21 protein-coding genes are annotated in these 20,793 nt (G+C 62.0%); 5 read left to right on the top strand and 16 right to left on the bottom strand.

From position 1 onward, the window contains the following. Positions 1-9: 9 nt before the first annotated feature. From PARACOCCUSGL_RS0113650 to ugpB, 12 genes are all read right to left on the bottom strand, one after another. Positions 10-840 (bottom strand): carbohydrate ABC transporter permease, encoded by an 831-nt coding sequence (locus PARACOCCUSGL_RS0113650; RefSeq protein WP_010397584.1) that lies wholly within the window; start codon positions 838-840, stop codon positions 10-12. 4 nt (positions 841-844) lie between these two features. Next, positions 845-1,714, bottom strand: a complete 870-nt coding sequence (locus PARACOCCUSGL_RS0113645; protein WP_010397581.1) for a carbohydrate ABC transporter permease — start codon at positions 1,712-1,714, stop codon at positions 845-847. A gap of 101 nt (positions 1,715-1,815) precedes the next feature. Next, positions 1,816-3,123, bottom strand: a complete 1,308-nt coding sequence (locus PARACOCCUSGL_RS0113640) for a sugar ABC transporter substrate-binding protein (protein ID WP_029372265.1) — start codon at positions 3,121-3,123, stop codon at positions 1,816-1,818. Between the two features lie 137 nt (positions 3,124-3,260). Next, positions 3,261-3,725 carry a preQ(1) synthase gene (gene queF, locus PARACOCCUSGL_RS0113635; protein WP_010397578.1) on the bottom strand — a complete coding sequence of 155 codons (465 nt, stop codon included), beginning with the start codon at positions 3,723-3,725 and terminating at the stop codon, positions 3,261-3,263. A gap of 17 nt (positions 3,726-3,742) precedes the next feature. Next, positions 3,743-4,450, bottom strand: coding sequence for a 7-carboxy-7-deazaguanine synthase QueE (gene queE, locus PARACOCCUSGL_RS0113630; RefSeq protein ID WP_010397576.1), 708 nt, complete (start codon positions 4,448-4,450; stop codon positions 3,743-3,745). Then, positions 4,447-4,800, bottom strand: a complete 354-nt coding sequence (locus PARACOCCUSGL_RS0113625) for a 6-pyruvoyl tetrahydropterin synthase family protein (RefSeq protein WP_010397574.1) — start codon at positions 4,798-4,800, stop codon at positions 4,447-4,449. Before PARACOCCUSGL_RS0113625 ends, queE begins: the two co-directional genes overlap by 4 nt. Then, a complete protein-coding gene (gene queC, locus PARACOCCUSGL_RS0113620; protein ID WP_029372263.1) occupies positions 4,800-5,501 on the bottom strand; it encodes a 7-cyano-7-deazaguanine synthase QueC in 702 nt (233 codons plus the stop codon). The genes PARACOCCUSGL_RS0113625 and queC overlap by 1 nt, the downstream gene beginning before the upstream one ends. 99 nt (positions 5,502-5,600) lie before the next feature. Then, the gene (locus tag PARACOCCUSGL_RS0113615) at positions 5,601-7,031 is read right to left on the bottom strand and encodes an alkaline phosphatase D family protein (protein ID WP_010397569.1); all 1,431 of its coding nucleotides are present in this window, start codon (positions 7,029-7,031) and stop codon (positions 5,601-5,603) included. A gap of 102 nt (positions 7,032-7,133) precedes the next feature. Beyond that, on the bottom strand, positions 7,134-8,195 hold the full coding sequence (locus PARACOCCUSGL_RS0113610; protein ID WP_010397567.1) for a sn-glycerol-3-phosphate import ATP-binding protein UgpC: 1,062 nt from the start codon (positions 8,193-8,195) through the stop codon (positions 7,134-7,136). Then, entirely contained in the window at positions 8,196-9,059 is an 864-nt protein-coding gene (ugpE, locus tag PARACOCCUSGL_RS0113605; RefSeq protein ID WP_010397564.1) for a sn-glycerol-3-phosphate ABC transporter permease UgpE, read from the bottom strand. Next, entirely contained in the window at positions 9,052-9,933 is an 882-nt protein-coding gene (ugpA, locus tag PARACOCCUSGL_RS0113600) for a sn-glycerol-3-phosphate ABC transporter permease UgpA (RefSeq protein WP_010397561.1), read from the bottom strand. Before ugpA ends, ugpE begins: the two co-directional genes overlap by 8 nt. Positions 9,934-9,982: 49 nt before the next feature. Beyond that, positions 9,983-11,278: a sn-glycerol-3-phosphate ABC transporter substrate-binding protein UgpB gene (gene ugpB / locus PARACOCCUSGL_RS0113595; RefSeq protein WP_010397559.1), complete on the bottom strand. Its 1,296-nt coding sequence runs from the start codon at positions 11,276-11,278 to the stop codon at positions 9,983-9,985. A 634-nt stretch (positions 11,279-11,912) separates the two neighbouring features. Here ugpB and PARACOCCUSGL_RS0113590 point away from each other — a divergent pair. Further along, positions 11,913-12,116, top strand: coding sequence for an ABC transporter related protein (locus PARACOCCUSGL_RS0113590; protein WP_010397557.1), 204 nt, complete (start codon positions 11,913-11,915; stop codon positions 12,114-12,116). 59 nt (positions 12,117-12,175) lie between these two features. On the opposite strand, the gene PARACOCCUSGL_RS0113585 is transcribed toward PARACOCCUSGL_RS0113590, so the two are convergent. After that, positions 12,176-14,239, bottom strand: coding sequence for a TonB-dependent receptor domain-containing protein (locus PARACOCCUSGL_RS0113585; protein WP_010397555.1), 2,064 nt, complete (start codon positions 14,237-14,239; stop codon positions 12,176-12,178). 150 nt (positions 14,240-14,389) lie between these two features. Between PARACOCCUSGL_RS0113585 and PARACOCCUSGL_RS0113580 the strand changes: the two genes are divergently transcribed. Genes PARACOCCUSGL_RS0113580 through PARACOCCUSGL_RS0113565 form a run of 4 tightly spaced genes read left to right on the top strand, consistent with a single transcriptional unit; the run spans position 14,390 to position 18,169 of the window. After that, a complete protein-coding gene (locus tag PARACOCCUSGL_RS0113580; protein ID WP_010397553.1) occupies positions 14,390-15,430 on the top strand; it encodes a hemin-degrading factor in 1,041 nt (346 codons plus the stop codon). After that, on the top strand, positions 15,427-16,317 hold the full coding sequence (locus PARACOCCUSGL_RS0113575; protein ID WP_010397551.1) for a hemin ABC transporter substrate-binding protein: 891 nt from the start codon (positions 15,427-15,429) through the stop codon (positions 16,315-16,317). Before PARACOCCUSGL_RS0113580 ends, PARACOCCUSGL_RS0113575 begins: the two co-directional genes overlap by 4 nt. Continuing rightward, a complete protein-coding gene (locus tag PARACOCCUSGL_RS0113570) occupies positions 16,317-17,396 on the top strand; it encodes an iron ABC transporter permease (RefSeq protein WP_010397548.1) in 1,080 nt (359 codons plus the stop codon). The genes PARACOCCUSGL_RS0113575 and PARACOCCUSGL_RS0113570 overlap by 1 nt, the downstream gene beginning before the upstream one ends. Further along, the gene (locus PARACOCCUSGL_RS0113565; RefSeq protein WP_010397546.1) at positions 17,393-18,169 is read left to right on the top strand and encodes a heme ABC transporter ATP-binding protein; all 777 of its coding nucleotides are present in this window, start codon (positions 17,393-17,395) and stop codon (positions 18,167-18,169) included. Before PARACOCCUSGL_RS0113570 ends, PARACOCCUSGL_RS0113565 begins: the two co-directional genes overlap by 4 nt. Positions 18,170-18,181: 12 nt before the next feature. Here the strand turns inward: PARACOCCUSGL_RS0113565 and PARACOCCUSGL_RS0113560 are convergent, their stop codons facing one another. From PARACOCCUSGL_RS0113560 to PARACOCCUSGL_RS0113550, 3 genes are all read right to left on the bottom strand, one after another. Beyond that, on the bottom strand, positions 18,182-18,550 hold the full coding sequence (locus PARACOCCUSGL_RS0113560; protein ID WP_029372256.1) for a response regulator transcription factor: 369 nt from the start codon (positions 18,548-18,550) through the stop codon (positions 18,182-18,184). Between the two features lie 80 nt (positions 18,551-18,630). Continuing rightward, entirely contained in the window at positions 18,631-20,343 is a 1,713-nt protein-coding gene (locus PARACOCCUSGL_RS0113555; protein ID WP_010397540.1) for a cation acetate symporter, read from the bottom strand. After that, positions 20,340-20,648: a DUF485 domain-containing protein gene (locus PARACOCCUSGL_RS0113550; RefSeq protein WP_010397538.1), complete on the bottom strand. Its 309-nt coding sequence runs from the start codon at positions 20,646-20,648 to the stop codon at positions 20,340-20,342. Before PARACOCCUSGL_RS0113550 ends, PARACOCCUSGL_RS0113555 begins: the two co-directional genes overlap by 4 nt. Positions 20,649-20,793: the final 145 nt, after the last annotated feature.

The raw sequence follows: 20,793 nt of genomic DNA, 5'->3' as shown, positions 1-20,793 counted from the left end.
TGCCTCCCCTTATTTCACCGCGCCAAAGGTCAGCCCACGGACGAGCTGTTTCTGGCTGAACCAGCCAAGGATCAGGATCGGGGCGATGGCCATTGTACTCGCCGCCGAAAGTTTCGCGTAGAACAGCCCCTCGGGGCTGGAATAGCTGGCGATAAATGTCGTCAGCGGCGCCGCTTTGGACGTGGTCAGGTTCAGCGTCCAGAACGCCTCGTTCCAGGCAAGGATCACGTTCAAAAGCAGCGTTGAGGCGATCCCCGGCACTGCCATGGGCGTCAGCACATGAAGGATTTCGTTGCGCAGACTTGCCCCGTCCATCCGCGCCGCCTCAAGGATCTCGGACGGGATTTCGCGGAAATAGGTATAAAGCATCCAGACGATGATCGGCAGGTTGATCAGCATCAGCACCACGGTGATGCCCAGCCGGCTGTCAAGCAACCCAAAGCTGCGGAACATCAGATACATCGGGATCAGGACCCCGGCCGCCGGCATCATCTTGGTCGACAGCATCCACATCAGCAGGTCTTTGGTCCGGCGCCCCGGTTGAAAGGCCATAGACCAGGCCGCCGGGATCGCCAGGACAAGACCCAGCAGGGTTGAGCCGACCGAGATGATGACCGAGTTCATGAAATGCCGGAAATAGGGTGAGCGAGACTGCACCTCGGCATAATTCTCGACCGTCCAGTCAAAGAACAGGAACTTTGGCGGGCTGGCGATGGCATCGGCCTCGGTCTTGAAACTGGTCAGGATGGTCCAGAGGATCGGGAAAAAGATCACCAGCGCCGCGCCCCAGGCCAGGATGGTAAAGCCCCAGCGACGGCTTTGAGAGATGTTGCGGGCCATGTCGTTACTCCAGCGTCTTGCCGATCATCCGCATCAGGAAGATCGCCACGATATTGGCCAGGATCACCGCGATGATGCCCCCGGCAGAGGCGCCGCCCACGTCGAATTGCAGCAGGGCCTGGCTATAGACCAGATAGGTCAGGTTGGTGGATTGATAGCCCGGCCCGCCATTCGTCGTGACCAGGATCTCGGCAAAGACCGACAGCAGAAAGATGGTCTCGATCAGGATCACGACGGTAATGGCGCGCGACAGATGTGGCAGGACCAGATGGGTGAACTTGGCCAGAGTGCCCGCCCCGTCCATCTCGGCCGCCTCCATCTGCTCGCTGTCAAGCGATTGCAGCGCCGTCAGCAGGATCAGCGTGGCAAAGGGCAGCCATTGCCATGAAACGATCAGGATGATCGACATCAGCGGATATTGGGCCAGAAAATCGATGGGCTGGGCCCCGACCGCCTTGGCAAACCAGGCAAACAGCCCGTTCACCGGGTTCATGAACATGTTCTTCCACACCAGCGCCGAAACGGTGGGCATGATGAAGAAGGGCGCAATCACCAGAATACGTACCACACCCTGCCCGAACATCGGCTGATCCAGCAGCAGGGCCAGCGCAATGCCGCCCCCCACGGTGATGACCAGCACCCCACCGACCAGCAAAAGCGTGTTGCGCATCGCCGTCCAGAAGGCCGGATCTGACAGGAAATACTGGTAATTGGTCCAGCCGATGAACTGTTCCATCCCGGGTGACAGCAGGTTGTAGCTTTGAAAGCTGAACCACAGCGTCATGGCCAGAGGAACGATCATCCAGCCCAGAAGTAACAGGACCGAGGGGGAAACCATCAGCCGTGCCAGAGTTTTCTGGTGTCGGGTCGCCATCGGTGCGCCTCCCCGCGCAGGAAATCATTGTCGGTGCCGGGTGGCAGGGGACAATGCGCCCCCTGCCCGGCCCGCGACCGGGTTACATCGTCAACTGGGTATCACTTGGGATAACCGGCCTTGGCCATCTCGCGTTCGGCAATCTGCTGGGCCATCTGCAACGCCTGATCAACGCTGGCCTGACCAGCCAGAGCTGCAGAAAACTGCTGGCCTACCGAGGTGCCAAGGGCCTGGAACTCGGGGATGCCCACCCATTGCGTGCCGATATAGGGCACCTCGACGCTGGTCGGGTTTTGCAGATCGGCGGACATGATGCTGTCAAGCGTCGGCCTGGCAAAGGGCGCGGCCTGCTGATACTCGGGGTTTTCATAAAGCGAGGTGCGGGTGCCCGGAGGCACATTCGCCCAGCCCTCGGCCGCTGCGACCTGTTCGGTATAGGCCTTGGAGGTCGCCCAGGCGACGAATTTCTTTGCCGCATCAGGCGCATCGGTCGAAGAGGGGATTGCCAGCGTCCATGCCCACAGCCACATTTGCGGCTTTTCACCCTCGGGTGCCAGCGCATAGCCGACCTTGTCGGCCACCGTCGATTCCTTGGGGTTCGACACAAAGCTTGCCGCCACGGTGGCATCAATCCACATGCCGCATTTGCCGGTCTGGAACAGCGCGAGGTTCTCGTTGAACCCGTTGGACGAGGCGCCGGGCGGGCCGGCCTCATTCATGATGGTGACATAGTCGGTCAGCGCCTTTTTCCACTTCTCACCCGAGAATTGGGGCTTCCAGTCCTTGTCGAACCATGGCGCGCCATAGCTATGTGCCATCGAGGTCAGAAAGGCCATATTCTCGCCCCAGCCCGCCTTGCCACGCAGGCAGATGCCGTAGACCTCGGCCTCTTTGTCGGTCATCTTGCGGGCGGCGTCATAGATGAACTCCCATGTCGGGCGTTCAGGCATGGTCAGCCCGGCCTTTTCCATCAGATCGGTGCGATACATGATCATCGCGGATTCGCCATAGAATGGCGCGGCATATAGCTTGCCATCCACCGACAGGCCGGCGCTGATCGGCGGCAGGATATCAGCGGCATCGTATTCCTCGCCCATATCCTCAAGCGGCAACAGCCAACCCTGCCTGGCCCAGATCGGCACCTCGTAATTGCCGACAGTGACGATGTCATATTGCCCGCCCTTGGTGGCGATATCGGTCGTCACGCGCTGACGCAGCACGTTTTCCTCAAGCGTGACCCATTCCAGCGTGATGTCCGGGTTCGCATCGGTGAACGGCTTGCTCATCTTTTGCATGCGGATCATGTCACCGTTGTTCACGGTGGCGATGGTCAGTGTCTCGGCCATGGCTGGCAGCGTCAGCGCCGTCACGGCGCAGGCCCCCATCAAACCGCGCAGCATCATGCTCATGCGATTGTCCTCCCCTACGGATCAGCATTTGCTAATGTGATGAGCAAATGCTCACACATAGTGATGAGGGCTGTCAAGAAAAATCGGCGCGGATCCTATGAGCACCCGCGCCGATAGATGATTTGCGTCAGCAAGCCTTAGCCGCGTCCGCGATAGGGTGGCACGCCCTGATCCGGGATCCAGACCCCCGAGGGCATCGGGCCGGTTTGCCAGAAAACGTCAATCGGCATACCGCCGCGCGGATACCAATAGCCGCCGATGCGCAGCCAGAGCGGAGCGAGGAACCCGGCAAGCCTGCGCCCGATAGAGACGGTGCAATCTTCATGAAAAGCACCGTGATTTCTAAAGCTTCCAAGGTATAATTTCAGCGATTTCGACTCAACAAGCCAGTCACCTGGCACATAATCAATAACCAGATGTGCAAAGTCCGGCTGACCGGTCATAGGGCAAAGCGACGTGAATTCAGGCGCGGTGAAACGTACGTTATAAGCAACATCGGCCTGCGGGTTCTGCACCCGCTCAAGCTCGGCCTTGTCGGGGCTTTCAGGCAGAACTGTTGCGCCACCAAGCTGTTTAAGGCCGCTATAGATCGTTTCGGACATTCTTCGCTCCTATGGTCTTATACGCCGCGCCGGTTGCCCCAGATCAGGACATGCAGTTGCGGCAGAATGTGGGGTTTCAGCCAGCCGCGGCCGACCGTGTTTTCGACCAGCCACAGCAACCGGTCGGCAAGGGCTTGTGGCTCGACCGGGGTTTCAGGGTCGGTTTCAGGGTTGCCGGGTTGCAGGTAAAGCGGCAGGTCGGGATAGCGGGCGGCAACCTCACGCGCCCAATCCAGATCCGCCTGATCGAAAATGACGATCTTGAGCACCCGCCGACCCGCGCCCTCGGCTGCGCTCAGGCAGCGATCAAAGGCATCCCAGTCCACCACCTGCCCGCTAGAGGGCGGCTTGGGTGACAGGACCAGCATGGCCAGATCGCCAAACCACGGCTGCGCAATCGAGCCCTGAGTTTCGCAGGCAAAGCGATACCCCCCGGCCCGCCCCAGCGCGATCAACGGGGCAAAATCCTGAATCGCCGGGTTCCCCCCTGACAGCGAAACGGTCAGCGGCTGGCCAGCCGACAGGCGGCGCACCTCGGCCCAGATTTCCCTGGCCTCCATTGGCCGCCATTCGTGTCGGTGACTGCAGTCCACGGCATGCAAGCTGTCGCACCAATGGCAGCGGTAATCACAGCCGCCAGCGCGGACAAAAACGGTCGGCTCTCCGATCAGGGCACCCTCGCCCTGAATGGTCGGGCCAAATATTTCGGCGATGCGCAGGGTCATGGCCGGTACTCGGCCCAGGTCTTGGGTGTCTCGGAAACACGGACCGCCACCGTTTCAGGCCAGCGCGCCTTGCACCAATCGTGAAAATGCCGCGCCATATTCTCGGCCGTTGAGGGGCCGTCCAGCACTTCATTCAGATGACGATGGTCGAATTGCGTGTCGATATAATGCTTTAACGGCGCAAGCTCATGATAATCACGCACGAAACCATCAGCGTTCAGCGTGGCCGAGGCCAGCTCGACCACCACGATGTAGTTATGGCCGTGTAGCCGGGCGCATTGGTGATCGGGAGGCAGATGGGATAGCTGATGCGAGGCCGAGAAATGAAATTCCTTGGAAATGCAGAACATCACTTCCGCCCCCGGTCAGCGACGGCTTGCAGCCAGAAATCCGGGTCCTCATAGGTGGTCGGGTCTGGGACACCGGCCAGTTGAAAGGCTTCGCGCCGTTCGACACAGGTGCCACAGCGGCCGCAATGCTGCTTACCACCCCTGTAACAGGACCATGTGGCGGCAAAGGGGGTGTTGTGGCGTGCCCCTTCGGCGACGATATCGGCCTTGGTGCGATGGACAAAGGGCGTCAGCAGCGTGATCCGGGCATAGCCGTCAAGTGCCGCGTCCTGCATATGCTGGAACGCCTGGGTAAAGGCCGGGCGGCAGTCGGGATAGATGAAATGATCTCCGCCATGGACGGCGATGGCCACCGCCTCATCCCCCATCGAGGCCGCGACACCAAAGGCAATCGTCAGCATGATGGCATTACGGTTCGGAACCACGGTGATGCGCATGGTTTCCTCGGCATAGTGGCCGTCGGGCACTTCGGCCCCTCCGGTCAGGGCCGAGCCGCCAAGTGCCGCCCCCACGCCGCGCAGATCTATGACGTGGTGGGGCACCTCAAGCTGCCAGGCGGTGGCGACCGCGAATTCCAGCTCTTTGCGGTGGCGTTGGCCATAATCGAACGAGATCAGGCGTGAAAGTTCGCCCCGTGCCGCGACCATATGAGCAAGCGTCACGGAATCGAGTCCGCCTGAGCAGACAACTAAAGTCTTCATATTGTGAACCCTTGTTTTGATAACCGGGTAGGCTGCGACCGGTATGGGCGCCCGGGATAGCGGGCTTTGGCGGGCGGCGCAACCGCCACGCCGGCCCGATCAGGCGGACAGCTCTAGCGGAGGCGTTTTGCCGCTGTCCTCAAGATGCCAGACCGCCTGCCAATGGCCCGCGCTGCGGGTAAGGGTCAGGTAATTGCGTTCGGCGACATAGCGGTGGCGCTGGCCGGGCAGCGGCAGGATGCGGATCGGGTGGCCGGGCAAGGGCGCCTCGCCCAGCCCGGCAAACAGGCCCAGCAGCCGGGCATAGGCGCGCGGAGGCGCACGGTGGGAAATGCCCGAGGCGACAAGCTGATGGATCTTTTGCGCCTGCGGTCCCATTTCGGCCCGTGTGGCAAGGTGGATCTCGCCCGACAGGGCGGTGACGCGCGCATGGTCGCGCCATTGCAGCACCTGCCCCAGCATCCGCCGCCATTCAGCGCGATGTGCCCGGCTTTGCCATTGGTCGCGCAAGTCATCCTCGTAATGCTGCATACGCGGGATCGCCATCATCACCCGCTCGATCAGCGACAGGCGCGGACCAAGCAGCGGGACGCTGGAGACCAGAAAGATATGTTCGCCTTGCGGCGCCAGCGCCTCGACCGATTGCCAGCCCGCCGGGCCCATGATCCGATGACGGTCGCGTTCTGAACGCAGGTCGGGTGCTGCGATGGTCAGGCCGGGCAGTTCGCGTTTCCAGCCAAGGCTGGCACCTGTGGCGTCAAGAAACAGCTCGGGGATGTCGCTTTCAACCGCGCCATGCTGGAACAGCAAATAGGTCTCGCGCGCGGCCTGAAACAGCGCCTGGCCAACGGCCGAGCGCGCGCGCTTTTCAGGCAGCGAGCCCCAGCCGTCACAAATGTCATGGTCGTCCCAGATCGCCAGCGTCGGCACCCGTGCCGCCATCCACGAATAGCCGGGCGCGCGCAGCACATGCAGATAGCGTTCGACAAAACGGTCGCGCAGATGCCGGGCCAGATCTTGCAGCGCGGCAGAGTCATCGACCTCGGGCACGTGATCGGGCCAATCCTCGCTCAGCGGGTGGCCTTGCGTCGCCTCATCAGCATAAATCTGGTCGCCGCCCTGCAATAGCAACGCAAAGGGGGCGCTGGCGTGATCCTGCGCCAACCGCGTCCACATCAGGTTACGTTCATCATCGTCGCGCTCAAGATCGCCGTTTTCCTCGCCATTACAGGAAACGAAGGCAAGGCGCAGATCGCCGCTCAGATCGGTGACGACCTCGTAAAAGCAGTCCGCGAACTCATAACCACGATCAGCGGGCGTCAGGGTAAAGTCGTGGCGCCAGATTGCGACATTGGCAATTTCGGCGATGCGGACAGGTGCGACCCCGGCCGTAGAAACCCGCAGCGACGGAGGCGCTGGCGCATTAAGCGGGCGGATGATGATAGTCGCAAGCCTGATCCCGCCCCCGGCCATGCCGCGAAAATGCAGGATCGGCCCCGCATGACCGGATTCTTGCGCCTCATCCATCATAAACCTGCCTTCTTTATACTGCAGCGATGGATATAGGTGCGGCGCGGGCACCTGCAAACCGGGCCGGCGGCGAACCGCCTCTGGCCCGGCTGCAAAGTGACATTAACCTTCGATACGCTTTCCGTTTTCGGGGTCAAAGAAATGCAGATGCGCCGGATCAGGCACCGCCTCGACCCGGTCGCCGCGATCAAGCGTACTGGTGCCGGGCAAACGCAGAACGAAAGACACATCCGAGCCTTCGATCATGCCATAGCCGAAAGCATCCGCCCCCAGCCGTTCGACCGAGCGCAGCACGACGGGGATTGCCGCCTCGCCCGGTTCGGCCATGCGCATATGTTCGGGGCGCAGACCAAGACGCAGATCGCCCCCACGCGGCACGGGCAGCGGCAGGACCGCGCCCCCCGGCAAGGTCACGCGACCGTCAGCCGCGCTGACCGTAAAGATGTTCATGGCCGGAGAGCCGATAAAGCCCGCGACGAATTCACTGGCCGGTCGCTGATAGACCTCAAGCGGGGTCGCAATCTGTTCGGCCACGCCCTTGTTCATCACGATCAGCCGGTCAGCCAGCGTCATTGCCTCGACCTGATCATGGGTGACGTAAAGGGTGGTCTGGCCTGTGCGCAGGTGCATTTCCTTGATCTGCAAACGCATCTGGACCCGCAGCTTGGCGTCAAGGTTCGACAGCGGCTCATCCAGAAGCAGCGCCGCAGGCTCGCGCACCAGCGCCCGGCCCATGGCGACGCGCTGGCGCTGGCCGCCCGACAATGCGCGAGGCTTGCGGTCCAGATAGGGCTCAAGCTCAAGCATGGTTGCGGCCTTGGCGACACGGCTGTCGATCTCGGCCTTGGACATGCGGGCGATCTTGAGGCCGTAGGCCATGTTCTCGCGCACCGACATGTGCGGGTAAAGCGCGTAGTTCTGGAACACCATGGCAATGTCGCGCTGACGCGGCTCAAGGTCGTTGACCACCTTGTCGCCGATCTCAACCGTACCAGAGGTGATCGCCTCAAGTCCCGCGACCATGCGCAGCAGCGTGGATTTGCCGCAGCCCGAGGGGCCGACAATCACCACGAATTCACCGTCAGCGATCTGCATGTTGATGCCATGGATCACCTGAGTTCCCGCATAACTCTTGCGGACGTCGTTCAGCAGGATGCGGGCCATTTATTTCTCCGTCTCGACCAGACCCTTGACGAACCAGCGCTGCATCAGCACCACCACCAGGATCGGCGGCAGAATGGCCAGCACGCTGGTCACCATCACGAGGTGCCAGGGGGTATCGGCATCAGCAAAAGAAACCATCTTCTTCAGCGCGATGACGATCGTGTTCATTTCGTTGGAATTGGTAACCAGCAGCGGCCACAGATATTGCGTCCAGCCATAGATGAACTGGATCACAAAGATCGCCGCGACATTGGTCAGCGACAGGGGCCACAGGATGTCCTTGAAAAACCGCCACGGCCCGGCACCATCGACGCGAGCCGCCTCAAGCAGCTCATCCGGAATGGTCATGAAGAACTGCCGAAACAGCAGCGTCGCCGTAGCCGAGGCGATCAGCGGCAGGATCAGACCCGGATAGGTGTTGATCAGCCCAAGATCGACCATGACCTTGTAGGTCGGCTGGATACGCACCTCGACCGGCAGCATCAGCGTGATGAAGATCAGCCAGAAACAGGCCATCCGCAGCGGAAAGCGGAAAAAGACGATCGCATAGGCCGAGGCCATCGAGATCGCGATCTTGCCAAGCGCAATCCCCATCGCAACGATGGTGGTATTGGCCAGCAGCCGCCACAGGCTGACCCCTCCAATGCGGCTGACCCCACCCGAGAATGCCTCGGAATAGTTCCGCACCACCTCGGAACCGGGCAGCAGCGGCAAGGGCGGGCGCAGGATCGTTTGCAACGAATGGGTCGAGGCGACAAAGACGTAATAGACCGGGAAGGCCACGACAATCACGCCAAGCACCATCCACAGATGTGCGATCAGCCGGCCCGAACGGCGCGCAGCGAGAGGAGCGGACTCAGCCATAATGCACCCGCCTTTCGATGAAGCGGAACTGGAAGGCGGTCAGCGCAATGACGATGATCATCAGGATCACCGATTGCGCGGCGCTGTCGCCCATGATCAGGTTGACGAAACCGTCGTTATAAACCTTGTAGACCAGCGTTTCCGTCGCCTTGCCGGGGCCGCCACCAGTCACCGCATGGATGATGCCAAAGGTGTCGAAAAGCGCATAAACCGTGTTTACGACCAGCAGGAAAAAGCTCGTCGGTGCCAGCAGCGGAAAGGTGATGGTCCAGAACGTATGGCGGCGCGATGCCCCGTCGATCGCCGCCGCTTCCAGCAGTGAACGAGGAATTGCCTGCAAGCCTGCGACAAAGAACAGAAAATTGTAGCTGATTTGCTTCCATGTCGCGGCAGCGACAACCAGCCCCATGGCCTGTGTGCTGTCAAGCAGCGGGTTCCAGCTGATACCAAGCTGCCGCAGGGGCCAGGCAAGCGTGCCAAAGCTGGGATTGAACATGAAAAGCCACAGCATACCGGCGATGGCGGGCGCCACCGCATAGGGCCAGATCATCAGCGTGCGGTAAAACCCTTTGCCCCGGACAATCTTTTCGGCCTGCACGGCCAGAAACAACGCAATCGCCATGGCGAAAAATGCCACAAGTACCGAAAACACCACCGTCACCCGCATCGAGTTCAGATAGTTCGGATCGCTCAGCACCTTACGAAAATTCGCAAGCCCCACGAAGGTGGTCTTCAGGCCAAAGGCGTCCTCGCGCAGCATTGACTGGCGAAACGCCTGCGCTGCGGGCCAATAGAAAAAGATCAGCGTGATTGCCAGCTGTGGCGCCAGCAGCAGCCAGGGCAACAGCTTGTGCGGAAAGACGGTGCGTCTCATCTGTCCCTCTTTAGGGTCGGGCGGGCGCCGGAACGCCCGCCTTCTGGTTTCAACCGCCCACGGCTTCCTTGATCGCGGCATTGCCGCGTTCGACGGCGTTTTTCAGCGCGGTGGCCGCGTCCTGCTGGCCAGCGAGCATCTTTTCGTATTCTTCGTTCTGGATGTCGCGCAGCTGCGGCAGGTTAGGCGCGCGCACCCCTTTTGAATTCTCGGTCGGCGCCTTGCCCATCATCTGCTGGATCGGCGTTTCGCGGCCCGGGTTCTGTTGATAGAAATCCGAACCTTTGGTCGCCTCATAGGCAGCCATGGTCACCGGCAGATAGCCCGATTGTTCGTGCAGGAACTGCTGAACCTCGGTCTGGGACAGGTAGTTGAAGAAGGCAGCGACGCCCTTGTAGGTCTCGTCCGACTTGCCGCCCATGACCCACAGCGAAGCACCGCCGGGGGTGGTGTTTTGCGGCGCACCCTCGGCGGTCTCGTCATAGGGCAGCTGGCCGATGCCGTAGTTCATGCCCGATTTTACGATATCGCCCAGCCCGCCCGAGCTTTCGGTCAGAATCCCGCATTCGCCAGAGGTAAAGTTCTGCTTGGCCTCGCTGGTGCGGCCGCCGTAGACAAAGACGCCCTCTTTGGCCAGATCGGCAAGCTCTTGGAAATGCTTGACAAACAGCGGTCCGTCAATCTTCAGCTCGGGCGTGCCGGCAAGGCCGTTTTCATTCGTCGCCCAGCTGACGTTGTTCCAGGCGGCAAAGTTCTCGGTGTGAATCCAGGTCAGCCAGGTCGAGGTATAGCCGCAGGTCGCCGCGCCCGACTCTTTGATCTTGCGGGCAGCCGCCCAGACCTCGGCCCAGGTCTTGGGCGGGGTTTCGGGGTCAAGGCCCGCCTTCTGAAAGATGTCCTTGTTATAATAAAGGATCGGCGAGGACGAGTTATAGGGGAAAGACAGCATATCGCCCTCGGGCGTCGAATAATAGCCGACGATACCGGGCAGATACTGGCTCTTGTCGAATTCGTAGCCACCTTCTTTCAGCACTTCGGCGACCGGTTTGATCGCGCCCTGGGCGCCCATCATCACGCCGGTTCCGACGTCAAAGACCTGAATGATGTCCGGGGCCTGCCCGGCGCGAAAGGCCGCAATACCGGCATTCAGCGTCTCGGGATAGGTGCCCTTGAAGACCGGCTTGAGCTCGTAGTCGGATTGGCTGGCGTTAAAGTCATTGGCGATCTTGGTTACCACTTCGGCATTGGCGCCGGTCATCGCATGCCACCACGAAATTTCGGTCTTGGCTTCGGCAGCGACCGGCAGGGCCATCATACCGGCCAGCCAGAACAGGTTTTTCCGCATGGATATTCCTCCGATTCATGCCTTTCGGCGTTCTTGTTCCCGGACGGGGCTGTGAAGGTTGCCCCTGCGCCCGCCATCCGCCCCCCGTTCGAATCTTTTCGAATCTGTTCGAATTTGTCCACTGCCAATGACGCATGTGTCAATTCGCAAACAAACCGACCAGTATGGAAACTGTCGGGGAGGCAAAGCGCCGGTCACGCCTGCCCTGTCGCAGCTCTTTGTAAAAATTACGCGACAACAATATGTAACAAAGATTACTTCATCTTGGCGCATGCCAAAAACTGCGGCTCTGCAGCCTGTATCGCCCGGCTTTTCATCTGCCCGTGGAACAGGCAATAAGGGGCCGCAAATCCACAACGATAGCGTGAAAGCGAACTTCTTTCCCCAAGGAACCTGCGATTCCCGGGGAGCCCGAGGGCAGCAGCCGACGCATGAGCCAAGCAAAATGAACGGGGTTGAGCATTCCCGCAGGCAGACATGTTAACGCGAAGAAAATGACCGGGCCCATGCCTCGGCCGAGGTTCTGGGCGTCAGGGGCGACCCCTTGATCGGTTATGCCGCGATGCGGGTTTTGCTCGCTGCCCCTTGATACCGTGATCAGTGTGGCGCTGCCCACGACACATTCTAAGGGCTGATGGGCGACTATGCCCGCGCCATTCTCAAGAATTCACTGATCCTGTCCCTTGGAAAGCCGGCAATCGGACGCAGGATGCCGGTTATCACCCATCGGCTGGGCGCAACCCGCCATACCGACCGTATCGTTGTCATACATGAGGGCCGCGTTATCGAGATGGACGATCATGACGCGCTGATTGCCCAAACATGGTGGGCAAACTGAGCCCTAAAATGAAACGGCCGGCCCCGGATGGGACCGGCCTTCGCATCTGGCAGCCCCGCTCAGAAACTGCGCGAGACCGACAGCTTAAAGTTCCGCCCCGGGGCCGGGCCGCTCAGCCAGGTGGCAGGCGTGTAATCGCGATCGGCGATGTTATCGATGCCCATATGAACCTCGATCCCTGCTGCGGCACCCGTTTGCGGGGCCCAGGTGGCAAAGACGTCATGGACGCCATAGCCCGCGCGATGCTCGTCATCCGCTTTGTCCCGGCCTTTCGCCAAAGTGCTGCGCAGGCCCAGTCGCCACTCGTCATTGGGCCGCCAGATCGCCTGCAGCGTGACCCGGTCATTTGGCAGCGTGTCCAGGACCTTGCCGTCCTGATCCTTGCCATCGACTATCGAAACGGCGGCGCCCAGTTCCCAGTTGTTAAGGCTGTAGCTGGCCTCCAGCTCACCGCCGCGCAGATAGGCACGGTCGATATTGACATAGGCCGGGGTCGGCGCGGCGCCATTCGTACGCATGATCATGTCGTCGATATGATTGCGAAACAGCGTCAATTTCATCACCGCCGCATCGCCCGAGGCGAACAGATCCGAGCCGCGATAGGACAGCCCGGCCTCAAGGTTCTTGCCCTTTTCATCCTTGAGATCCGGCGAAGGCGCACCACCACGGAAGCTGTCGTATAGTTCATCAACCGTCGGCATGCGCTGAACAAATGCGACCGAGCCAAAGACCGACCAGCTGTCATTCAGCCTGTAGATCGCGGCGATTTGCGGCTCGATGGCTTCGGAGTTGTATTTATCGTCCGTCGCCGTCACCGAGGATTTCGGCTCGGTGCGCTGCTTTTCATAGCGCAGACCCGAGTTCACAGTCAGATCGCCCCAGGTCAGCTCGGACAGCGCATAGGCCCCCCAGGCGCGGGTATAGGCCTCGGGGTGCGAACTTGACGGCACGCTGGACGAACGGTCCTGTTTCATGATGTCGAAACCGGTAGTCAGGTGGTGATCATAGCCCGCCCCCGACAGGTCCGAGACGTTGCGCAGCTTGAATTTCCACAGCTGATAGTCCCGCCGGCCCAGCAACGAAGCCATGATCGGCTCATCCGGGTCGTCGCCCTGCCGGACATCCTTCATGGTGTTGGTATAGGACAGGGTCGCGGTCAGGTCGATGTAGCGGTTGTCCTGCGGATTCCAGCCCCAGGTCAGTTTCATCGTCTGGTCGCGGGTGGTGATATCACCGACACCCCAGCCGGTGAAGCCGGGGAAAAGTCCGGCCTGCGCGCCCTCGACCTGATTGAAGTCCTGATTTTCGCCTTTGGCTTCCAGATGCTGATAGGAAAAAGCGATATACTGATCGCCAAAGGTGCGCCTGGCTTTCAGCAGCAGGTTCGGCGTCTTGGAATTCGAGCGCACGGTGGTATTGCCGTCGGCGTCCTTGGTATCGCCCAGCTTGCGCCATGCAAAGGCGGCCAGAGCCTCAAAATCCTCGGCCGGGCGCCAGCCAAGCGCAACGCTGCCCAGGACCGTGTCGGGGTTGCTGGCATAGCCAAGCTTGGCCTTGCCGCCGAAGGTGCTGCCCTCGGCGATCAGGTCGCTGGCCTCGATCGTCTCCATGGCGATGACGCCACCAAGCGCGCCCGAACCGTATAGCGTCGAGGACCCCGGCCCGCGCAGCACCTCGACCTGACGCAGGAAATCCGGCTCAATGAACAGCGCGCCCTGACGGTAGGATTCGTAATATTTCTTTTCGCCGTCGATCAGCTGGACAATGCCGGATTCCGCCGCCGCCATTTCCGTCGAGCCAAAGCCGCGGATGTTGAACCCCTGACCAAAGAAACTGCCCGAGCCGACCCCGGCGACACCCGGCACCGTCGCCAGGACCTCGCCGATATGGCCGGCCTCGATGTCCCGCAACTGCTCGCTGTCCACGACCGAGACCGACTGGGGTACCTCGGACGCGACTTTGGGCTTTCCGGCGCGCAGCACGAGCTGATCCAGCACAAAGGTGGTCCTGGTCTTCTCATCCTCGCCCGTGCGCTGTTGGGCAAGCAGGGGCGTGGTCAGCGTCAGCGCGGTCAGGCAGGCGGTTCCGGCCAGCAGCGCGCCGCGTAGTGAATGGCGTGGCATGTGTTTCCCGTCGTCAAATCCAGAAGTTTCCGGCTGGCGCGAGCTGGCATCTTGCGCGACGTAAAATAAACTGAGTAAAACTGTCAATGATTCTTGCGCACTGCTCCGGGTTAAGGCCACGGGCATGCAACAGCAGCGAAAGGCACAGCAATGACTGTTCATTCCCCCGCCGATCTGCGCCGCTTTCTGGCCGAAAACAGCACCCGCCCCTATGATCTGGCCGAACGGCTGGGCATCCCCGAGGCGGCGTTGGTCGCTGCGCGGGTCGGCCATGGTGCGATCCGGATTGACCCGCAACCGGGGCGGCTGATCCCCCTTGTCCAAGGTCTGGGCGAGGTGATGGCGCTGACCCGCAACCGCTCTTGCGTGATCGAAAAGATCGGCACCTATAACGAATTTCACGATGGCGAACATGCCGCCATGACCGTGGACCCCGAAATCGACCTGCGTATGTTTCCGCGCCATTGGGTCCATGCATTTGCCGTCGAACTTAAGACCGAGACGGGGACCCGCCGCTCGATCCAGATCTTTGATGCGGCGGGGGACGCGGTGCACAAGATCCACCTGCGCGATGCCTCGGACCTGACGTCATGGCAGGCGCTTTGCCATGATCTGGCGCTGTCCGATCAATCCGACAGCGCCAGCTTTGCGCCGCGCGCGCCGGTCGAGCCCGCCAAGGCCAGCCCCGAGCGCGCCGAGGCCCTGCGCCGCGAATGGGCCGAGATGACCGATACCCACCAGTTCAACATCCTGACCCGCCGGCTCAAGATGAACCGGCTGGGCGCTTACCGCATCGCGGGCGCGCCGCTGGTGCGGCAACTGGCCGTCGATGCGGTGCCGGCCCTGCTTGAGCGGGTCCACGCCCAGGGCGTCGGCGTGATGTTCTTTGTCGGCAATATGGGCTGTATCGAGATCCACTCAGGACCCATCCAGTCGCTGAAGCCGATGGGGCCGTGGCTGAATATCATGGACCCGCGCTTTAACCTGCATCTGCGCGTCGATCACGTCGCCGAGGTCTGGGCGGTGGACAAGCCGACCCGGCGCGGTCCGGCAATCTCGGTCGAGGCTTTTGATGCAGAAGGCGCGCTGATCTTTCAATGTTTCGGGCTGCGGCCCGAAAAGGGCGGCGATGCCGCAGCATGGGCGACGCTGGTTGATGGCCTGCCTGAACTGGCCGAGGCAGCGGCATGAAACGGCTGGCACTGGCGCTTGCGCTGCTGACACCGTCATGGCTTGCCGGGCCTGCCTTTGCCGAAAGCTACCCCGAGGCCCGGCGCGTGCTGTCGCTTGGCGGCTCGATCACCGAGATCATCTATGCGCTTGGCGAAGAGGCGCGGCTTGTCGGGCGTGACACCACCTCGAACTGGCCGCCCGAGGCCAATGCCTTACCCGATGTCGGCTATCTGCGCGCGCTGTCGCCCGAGGGGGTGCTGAACGTCGCGCCTGACATGATCCTGGCCGAAGAAGGCGCCGGCCCGCCCGAGGCGGTCGCAGTCCTGCAATCGACGGGCCTGCCCTATGTCGCGGTGCCCGAGCGCTATGACATCGCCGGCGTGCTCGACAAGGTGGACCGCGTGTCCGAGGCGCTTGGCGTGCCGGAAAAGGGCCGCGATCTGCGCGAAAAGCTGGCGGCCGATCTTGAGGCCGTTCAGGCCCGCTCACAGGCGGTTGGGACACCGAAAAAGGTCCTTTTCATCCTTTCGCTGCAAGGCGGTCGCGTCATGGCAGGCGGCACAGGCACGGCGGCTGACGGGATCATTCGCCTGGCCGGTGGCGAAAACGCCCTGGCCGGGTTCCAGGGCTACAAGCCCGTCACTGATGAGGCGATCATTACCGCCGCCCCCGATGTCATCCTGATGATGACGCGGGGCGATGAACAGGTCGACGCCACAATGAATGGCGGCAACACCAATGCCGAGGCAACCGAAGCAGCGCAGAAAATCCCCGCGCTTGCCCAGACCCCGGCAGGCCGTGCGGGCGCGGTAGTGGTAATGGACGGACTGAAACTGCTGGGCTTTGGTCCCCGCACCGGCGAGGCGGCGGTCGAACTGCATGACCTCATCTATGCGGGGTCGTGATGGTCGCCTTGTCCCCTGATCTTTGCCCGCCACAGCGGATCAAGGGCGACCGCAGCCAACGCGCCCGCCGTCTGGGACTGGCACTCGCAGCCCTGCTTGCAGTAATGACGGTGATCTCACTTGCCTGGGGCGCCTCGGGCACCTCGCTGACGCAGGCGATACTGGACCTTCTGGCCGGGCGCGAACTTGCGGTGCAGGATCGGGTTGTGCTGATGGATATCCGCCTGCCCCGGGTGCTGATGGGCATTTTCGTCGGCGCCTCGCTTGCTGTTTCGGGGGCGGTCATGCAGGGGCTGTTTCGCAACCCGCTGGCTGACCCGGGCATCGTGGGCATAAGCTCGGGCGCCTCTTTGGGGGCGATCCTTGCCATAGTTCTGGCCAGCGCCCTGCCCGGCTGGCTGACCGGGCTTTTCGGCTGGTATCTGGTGCCGGTCGGGGCCTTTGCCGGTGGCTGGGCCACGACGATCACGCTTTACCGCATCGCCACGCGGCGGGGGCGCACCTCGGTTGCGACCATGCTGCTTGCCGGGATTGCACTGGGGGCGATCATCGGGGCCGTTTCAGGGCTGGTCATCCTGCGCGCCGATGACCGCGAATTGCGCGATGTGACCTTCTGGAGTCTTGGCTCGCTGGCCGGGGCGAACTGGCCCAAGCTTCTGGTGGCCGCGCCGATCATGGCGCTGGCAATGATCCATGCGCCATGGCTGGCACGCGGGCTGAACGCGCTGGCGCTGGGTGAGGCCGCGGCCGCCCATGTCGGTATCCGGGTGCAAAAGGTCAAGAACCGCGCCATCCTGACTGTCGCCGCAGCAACCGGGGCCGCGGTGGCGGTCTCGGGCGGGATCGGCTTTGTCGGCATCGTCGTGCCGCATCTTTTGCGGCTTGCAAGCGGGCCGGATCACCGCTGGCTGCTTGTGAACTCGGCGCTGCTTGGCGCGGTCACGCTGCTGATCGCCGATATGATCAGCCGTACGGTCATCGCCCCGGCCGAACTGCCGATCGGCATCGTCACCGCCATCATGGGCGGGCCGTTCTTTCTGTGGATCCTCTTGCGCAATCGCGGAGTGCTGGACCTATGAGCCTGATCGCCAGCGATATCTCGGTCAGTCTTGGCCGAAAACAGGTGCTGCATGGCGTGTCGGTAAGCGCGCAGGCGGGCGAGTTCACGGCCATCGTCGGCCCCAACGGCTCGGGCAAGACGACCCTGATGCGCAGCCTGACCGGAGAGCTGGCCTGCCGGGGCCGCATCACCCTGAACGGTCGAGACATCGCACGGATGCCGCCCGAAGAACTGGCGCGCCACCGCGGCGTGCTGCCACAGGCAGCCGAGCTGTCCTTTCCCTTTACCGTTGCCGAAGTGGTTCGCATCGGGATCGAGGCGCAGGCCGAACGCACCGAGGCCCTGATCCCGCAGGCGCTGGCGGCAGTCGGTCTGCCGGGTTTTTCAGGCCGCCTTTATCAAGAGCTTTCGGGTGGCGAACAGCAGCGCGTGCAGCTTGCCCGCGTGCTGGCCCAGGTCTGGCAGCCGGTGGATAAGGAAACCGGCCCGCGCTGGCTGATGCTGGATGAACCGGTCAGCAGCCTCGACATCGCCCATCAGCTGACAGTCATGCGGCTGGCCGCCGATTACGCGCGGGCGGGCGGAGGCGTGATTGCGGTCATGCATGATCTGAACCTGACTGCGCTTTTTGCGCAGCGGCTGGTGCTGATGTGTGCCGGCCGCGTTCTGGCTCAGGGCCGTCCCGAAGAGGTGCTGTCCGATGACACCTTGTCCTGCGCCTATGGCTGCCGGCTGCGGGTGAACGCTACGCCCGAAAGCGGCATTTGGGTCCTGCCACACCTCGCGGCCTGAACGTGCGGGCGGTCAGGGGGTGCCCAGCAACCGCTCGATCTCGGCCCGCAGTTCGGACAGCTCAAAAGGTTTGGCAATAAAACCATTGGCCCCAAGCGCCAGCCCCTTGCGCCGCTCGACCACCGAGCCGCGCGCGGTCATCAGCAGCACCCGCACCATGCGCAGATCCGGGTCGGCGCGTACAGCCCCGACAATCTCATAGCCCGAAATGTCGGGCAGCATGATATCAAGCAGCACCAGATCAGGACGGCGTGCCCGCATTTCGTCCAGCGCGCCTGCGCCTCGGGCGATCCGCCTGTAGCTGTGGCCAGCGCGCAAAAGCAGAAACTCCAGCGCGGCGGCAATGTTATCCTCGTCCTCGACGATCAGGATGTGGGCCATCATCCCCTCCGCAACATCCGCAACCGGATGCGGAACGGTAACGGCCCGCCCCCGTCTGCGGGGGGGCGGGCCGCCTTTTTTCAGTGCGACGAGGCCTGGGCCGCGCCGATCCCGGTTTCAGAGCGCACCTGCTGGGCAAGGAAACCCGCCCGGTCGATACGCGCCCGTGCGCCATTGTCCATCTTTGACACGAGCCAGATGCCAAGGAAGGCAAGCGTCATCGAAAACAGCGCAGGCGAGGTATAGGGGAAGGGGGCCGAACCTGCGGGGTTACCCAGCGTCGCCTCCCAGACCGAGGGCGACAGCACCGTCAGCACCACCGACGAGATAAGCCCGAGGAAGCCGCCGACAACCGCGCCACGGGTGGTGCAATCCTTCCACAGCACCGACATGAACAGCACCGGGAAGTTGGCCGAGGCCGCCACTGCAAAGGCCAAGGACACCATGAAGGCGATGTTCTGGTTCTTGAAGGCAATGCCCAGCACCACCGCGACGATCCCCAGGACGATGGTGGTAATGCGCGAGACGCGCAGTTCACTGCCCGGCGCGGGGTTGCCGTTCTTGATCACGGTCGCATAAAGGTCATGGCTGACCGCCGAAGCCCCCGACAGCGTCAGCCCCGCAACCACCGCAAGGATGGTGGCAAAGGCCACGGCCGAGATAAAGCCCAGGAACACGTTGCCGCCGACCGCATGGGCCAGATGCACGGCCGCCATATTGCTGCCGCCGACCAATGCGCCGGTCCCGTCCAGAAACTCGGGGTTGGTCAGGACAAAGGCGATGGCGCCAAAGCCGATGATAAAGGTCAGCAGGTAGAAATAGCCGATCCAGCCGGTCGCCCACATCACCGATTTGCGCGCCTCTTTGGCACTGGGAACGGTAAAGAAGCGCATCAGGATATGCGGCAGGCCCGCAGTACCGAACATCAGCGCCATGCCAAAGCTGATCGCCGAGATCGGGTCCTTGATAAAGGTGCCCGGCCCCATGATGGACTGACCGGCAACGGCGGCCTCTTCTGCGGTCTTGCCCGAGGCAGTGGCGATCTCGGTCTTGATGCGCACCGCATCGGCAAACATCGCTTCGGGACTGAAACCATAGCGCCACATGACCATAAAGGCCATGAACGAGGCGCCGCCGAGCAGCAGGCAGGCCTTGATGATCTGCACCCAGGTCGTCGCGGTCATGCCACCGAACAGGACATAGATCATCATCAGCGCGCCGACGATCACCACTGCGATCCAGTAATCAAGGCCGAACAGCAGCTGAATCAGCGAGCCCGCACCCACCATCTGCGCGATCAGGTAAAAAGCCACCACGACCAGCGTACCCGAGGCGGCAAAGATGCGCACCGGCGCCTGGGCAAAGCGAAAGGCCGCCACGTCGGCAAAGGTGAACCGGCCGAGGTTGCGCAGCCGTTCAGCCAGCAGAAAGGTCAGTATCGGCCAGCCGACGAGGAAACCGATCGAATAGATCAGCCCGTCATAGCCCGTGGTCATCACCGCAGCCGAGATACCAAGGAACGATGCCGCCGACATGTAGTCCCCGGCAATCGCCAGCCCGTTCTGAAAGCCGGTGATGCCACCACCGGCGGTATAGAAATCCGCCGCCGATTTGGTGCGAGAGGCTGCCCATTTGGTGATATATAGCGTCCCAAGAACAAAGACGGCAAACATCACGATCGCGGTCCAGTTCGTGGCCTGTTTTTCGCCCCCCTGGATCACATCGGCCAGGGCGGCCCCCGGGACGGTCAGGGCCGCAGCGATCAGGCCCTTGCGCAGGATCTTGACGGTCATTTCAGCGCCTCCCGCCGGATCTTCTCGCTCAGATCGTCGAACTCGCTGTTCGCACGGCGCAGGTAGATACCGGTGATGATAATGGTAAAGATGATCACGCCAAAGCCCAGCGGGATGCCCCAGGTCATGACGCCCGAGCCGATACGGGCGGCAAGCAGCTCTTTGTCAAAGGCGATAAGCAGGACATAGCCGTAATAGACGACCAGCATCGCAATCGTCAGCACCCAGCCATAGCGGGTTCGTCTTTCCTTCAGTGCCTGGTAATTCGGATCGCGGACGATCCTTTCGACGAGTTCTTCTTCCATCGGGTCGTGCTCCTCCACTGCCACGATCTGCGGTTATCCTGTCCGCACCGGGTCAAGGCCGGCGCGGGCGGGCCCTCCTCTTAAGAAGAAGCGGCGCGTTACTGGCAGCCTCCCGGCCAGCCGCAGCCACCCCACGGGCGCCATG

The sequence above is a fragment of the Paracoccus sp. TRP genome, assembly GCF_000185925.1.
Classification (GTDB): domain Bacteria; phylum Pseudomonadota; class Alphaproteobacteria; order Rhodobacterales; family Rhodobacteraceae; genus Paracoccus; species Paracoccus kondratievae.
This window is presented reverse-complemented; position numbering and strand designations above follow the sequence as displayed.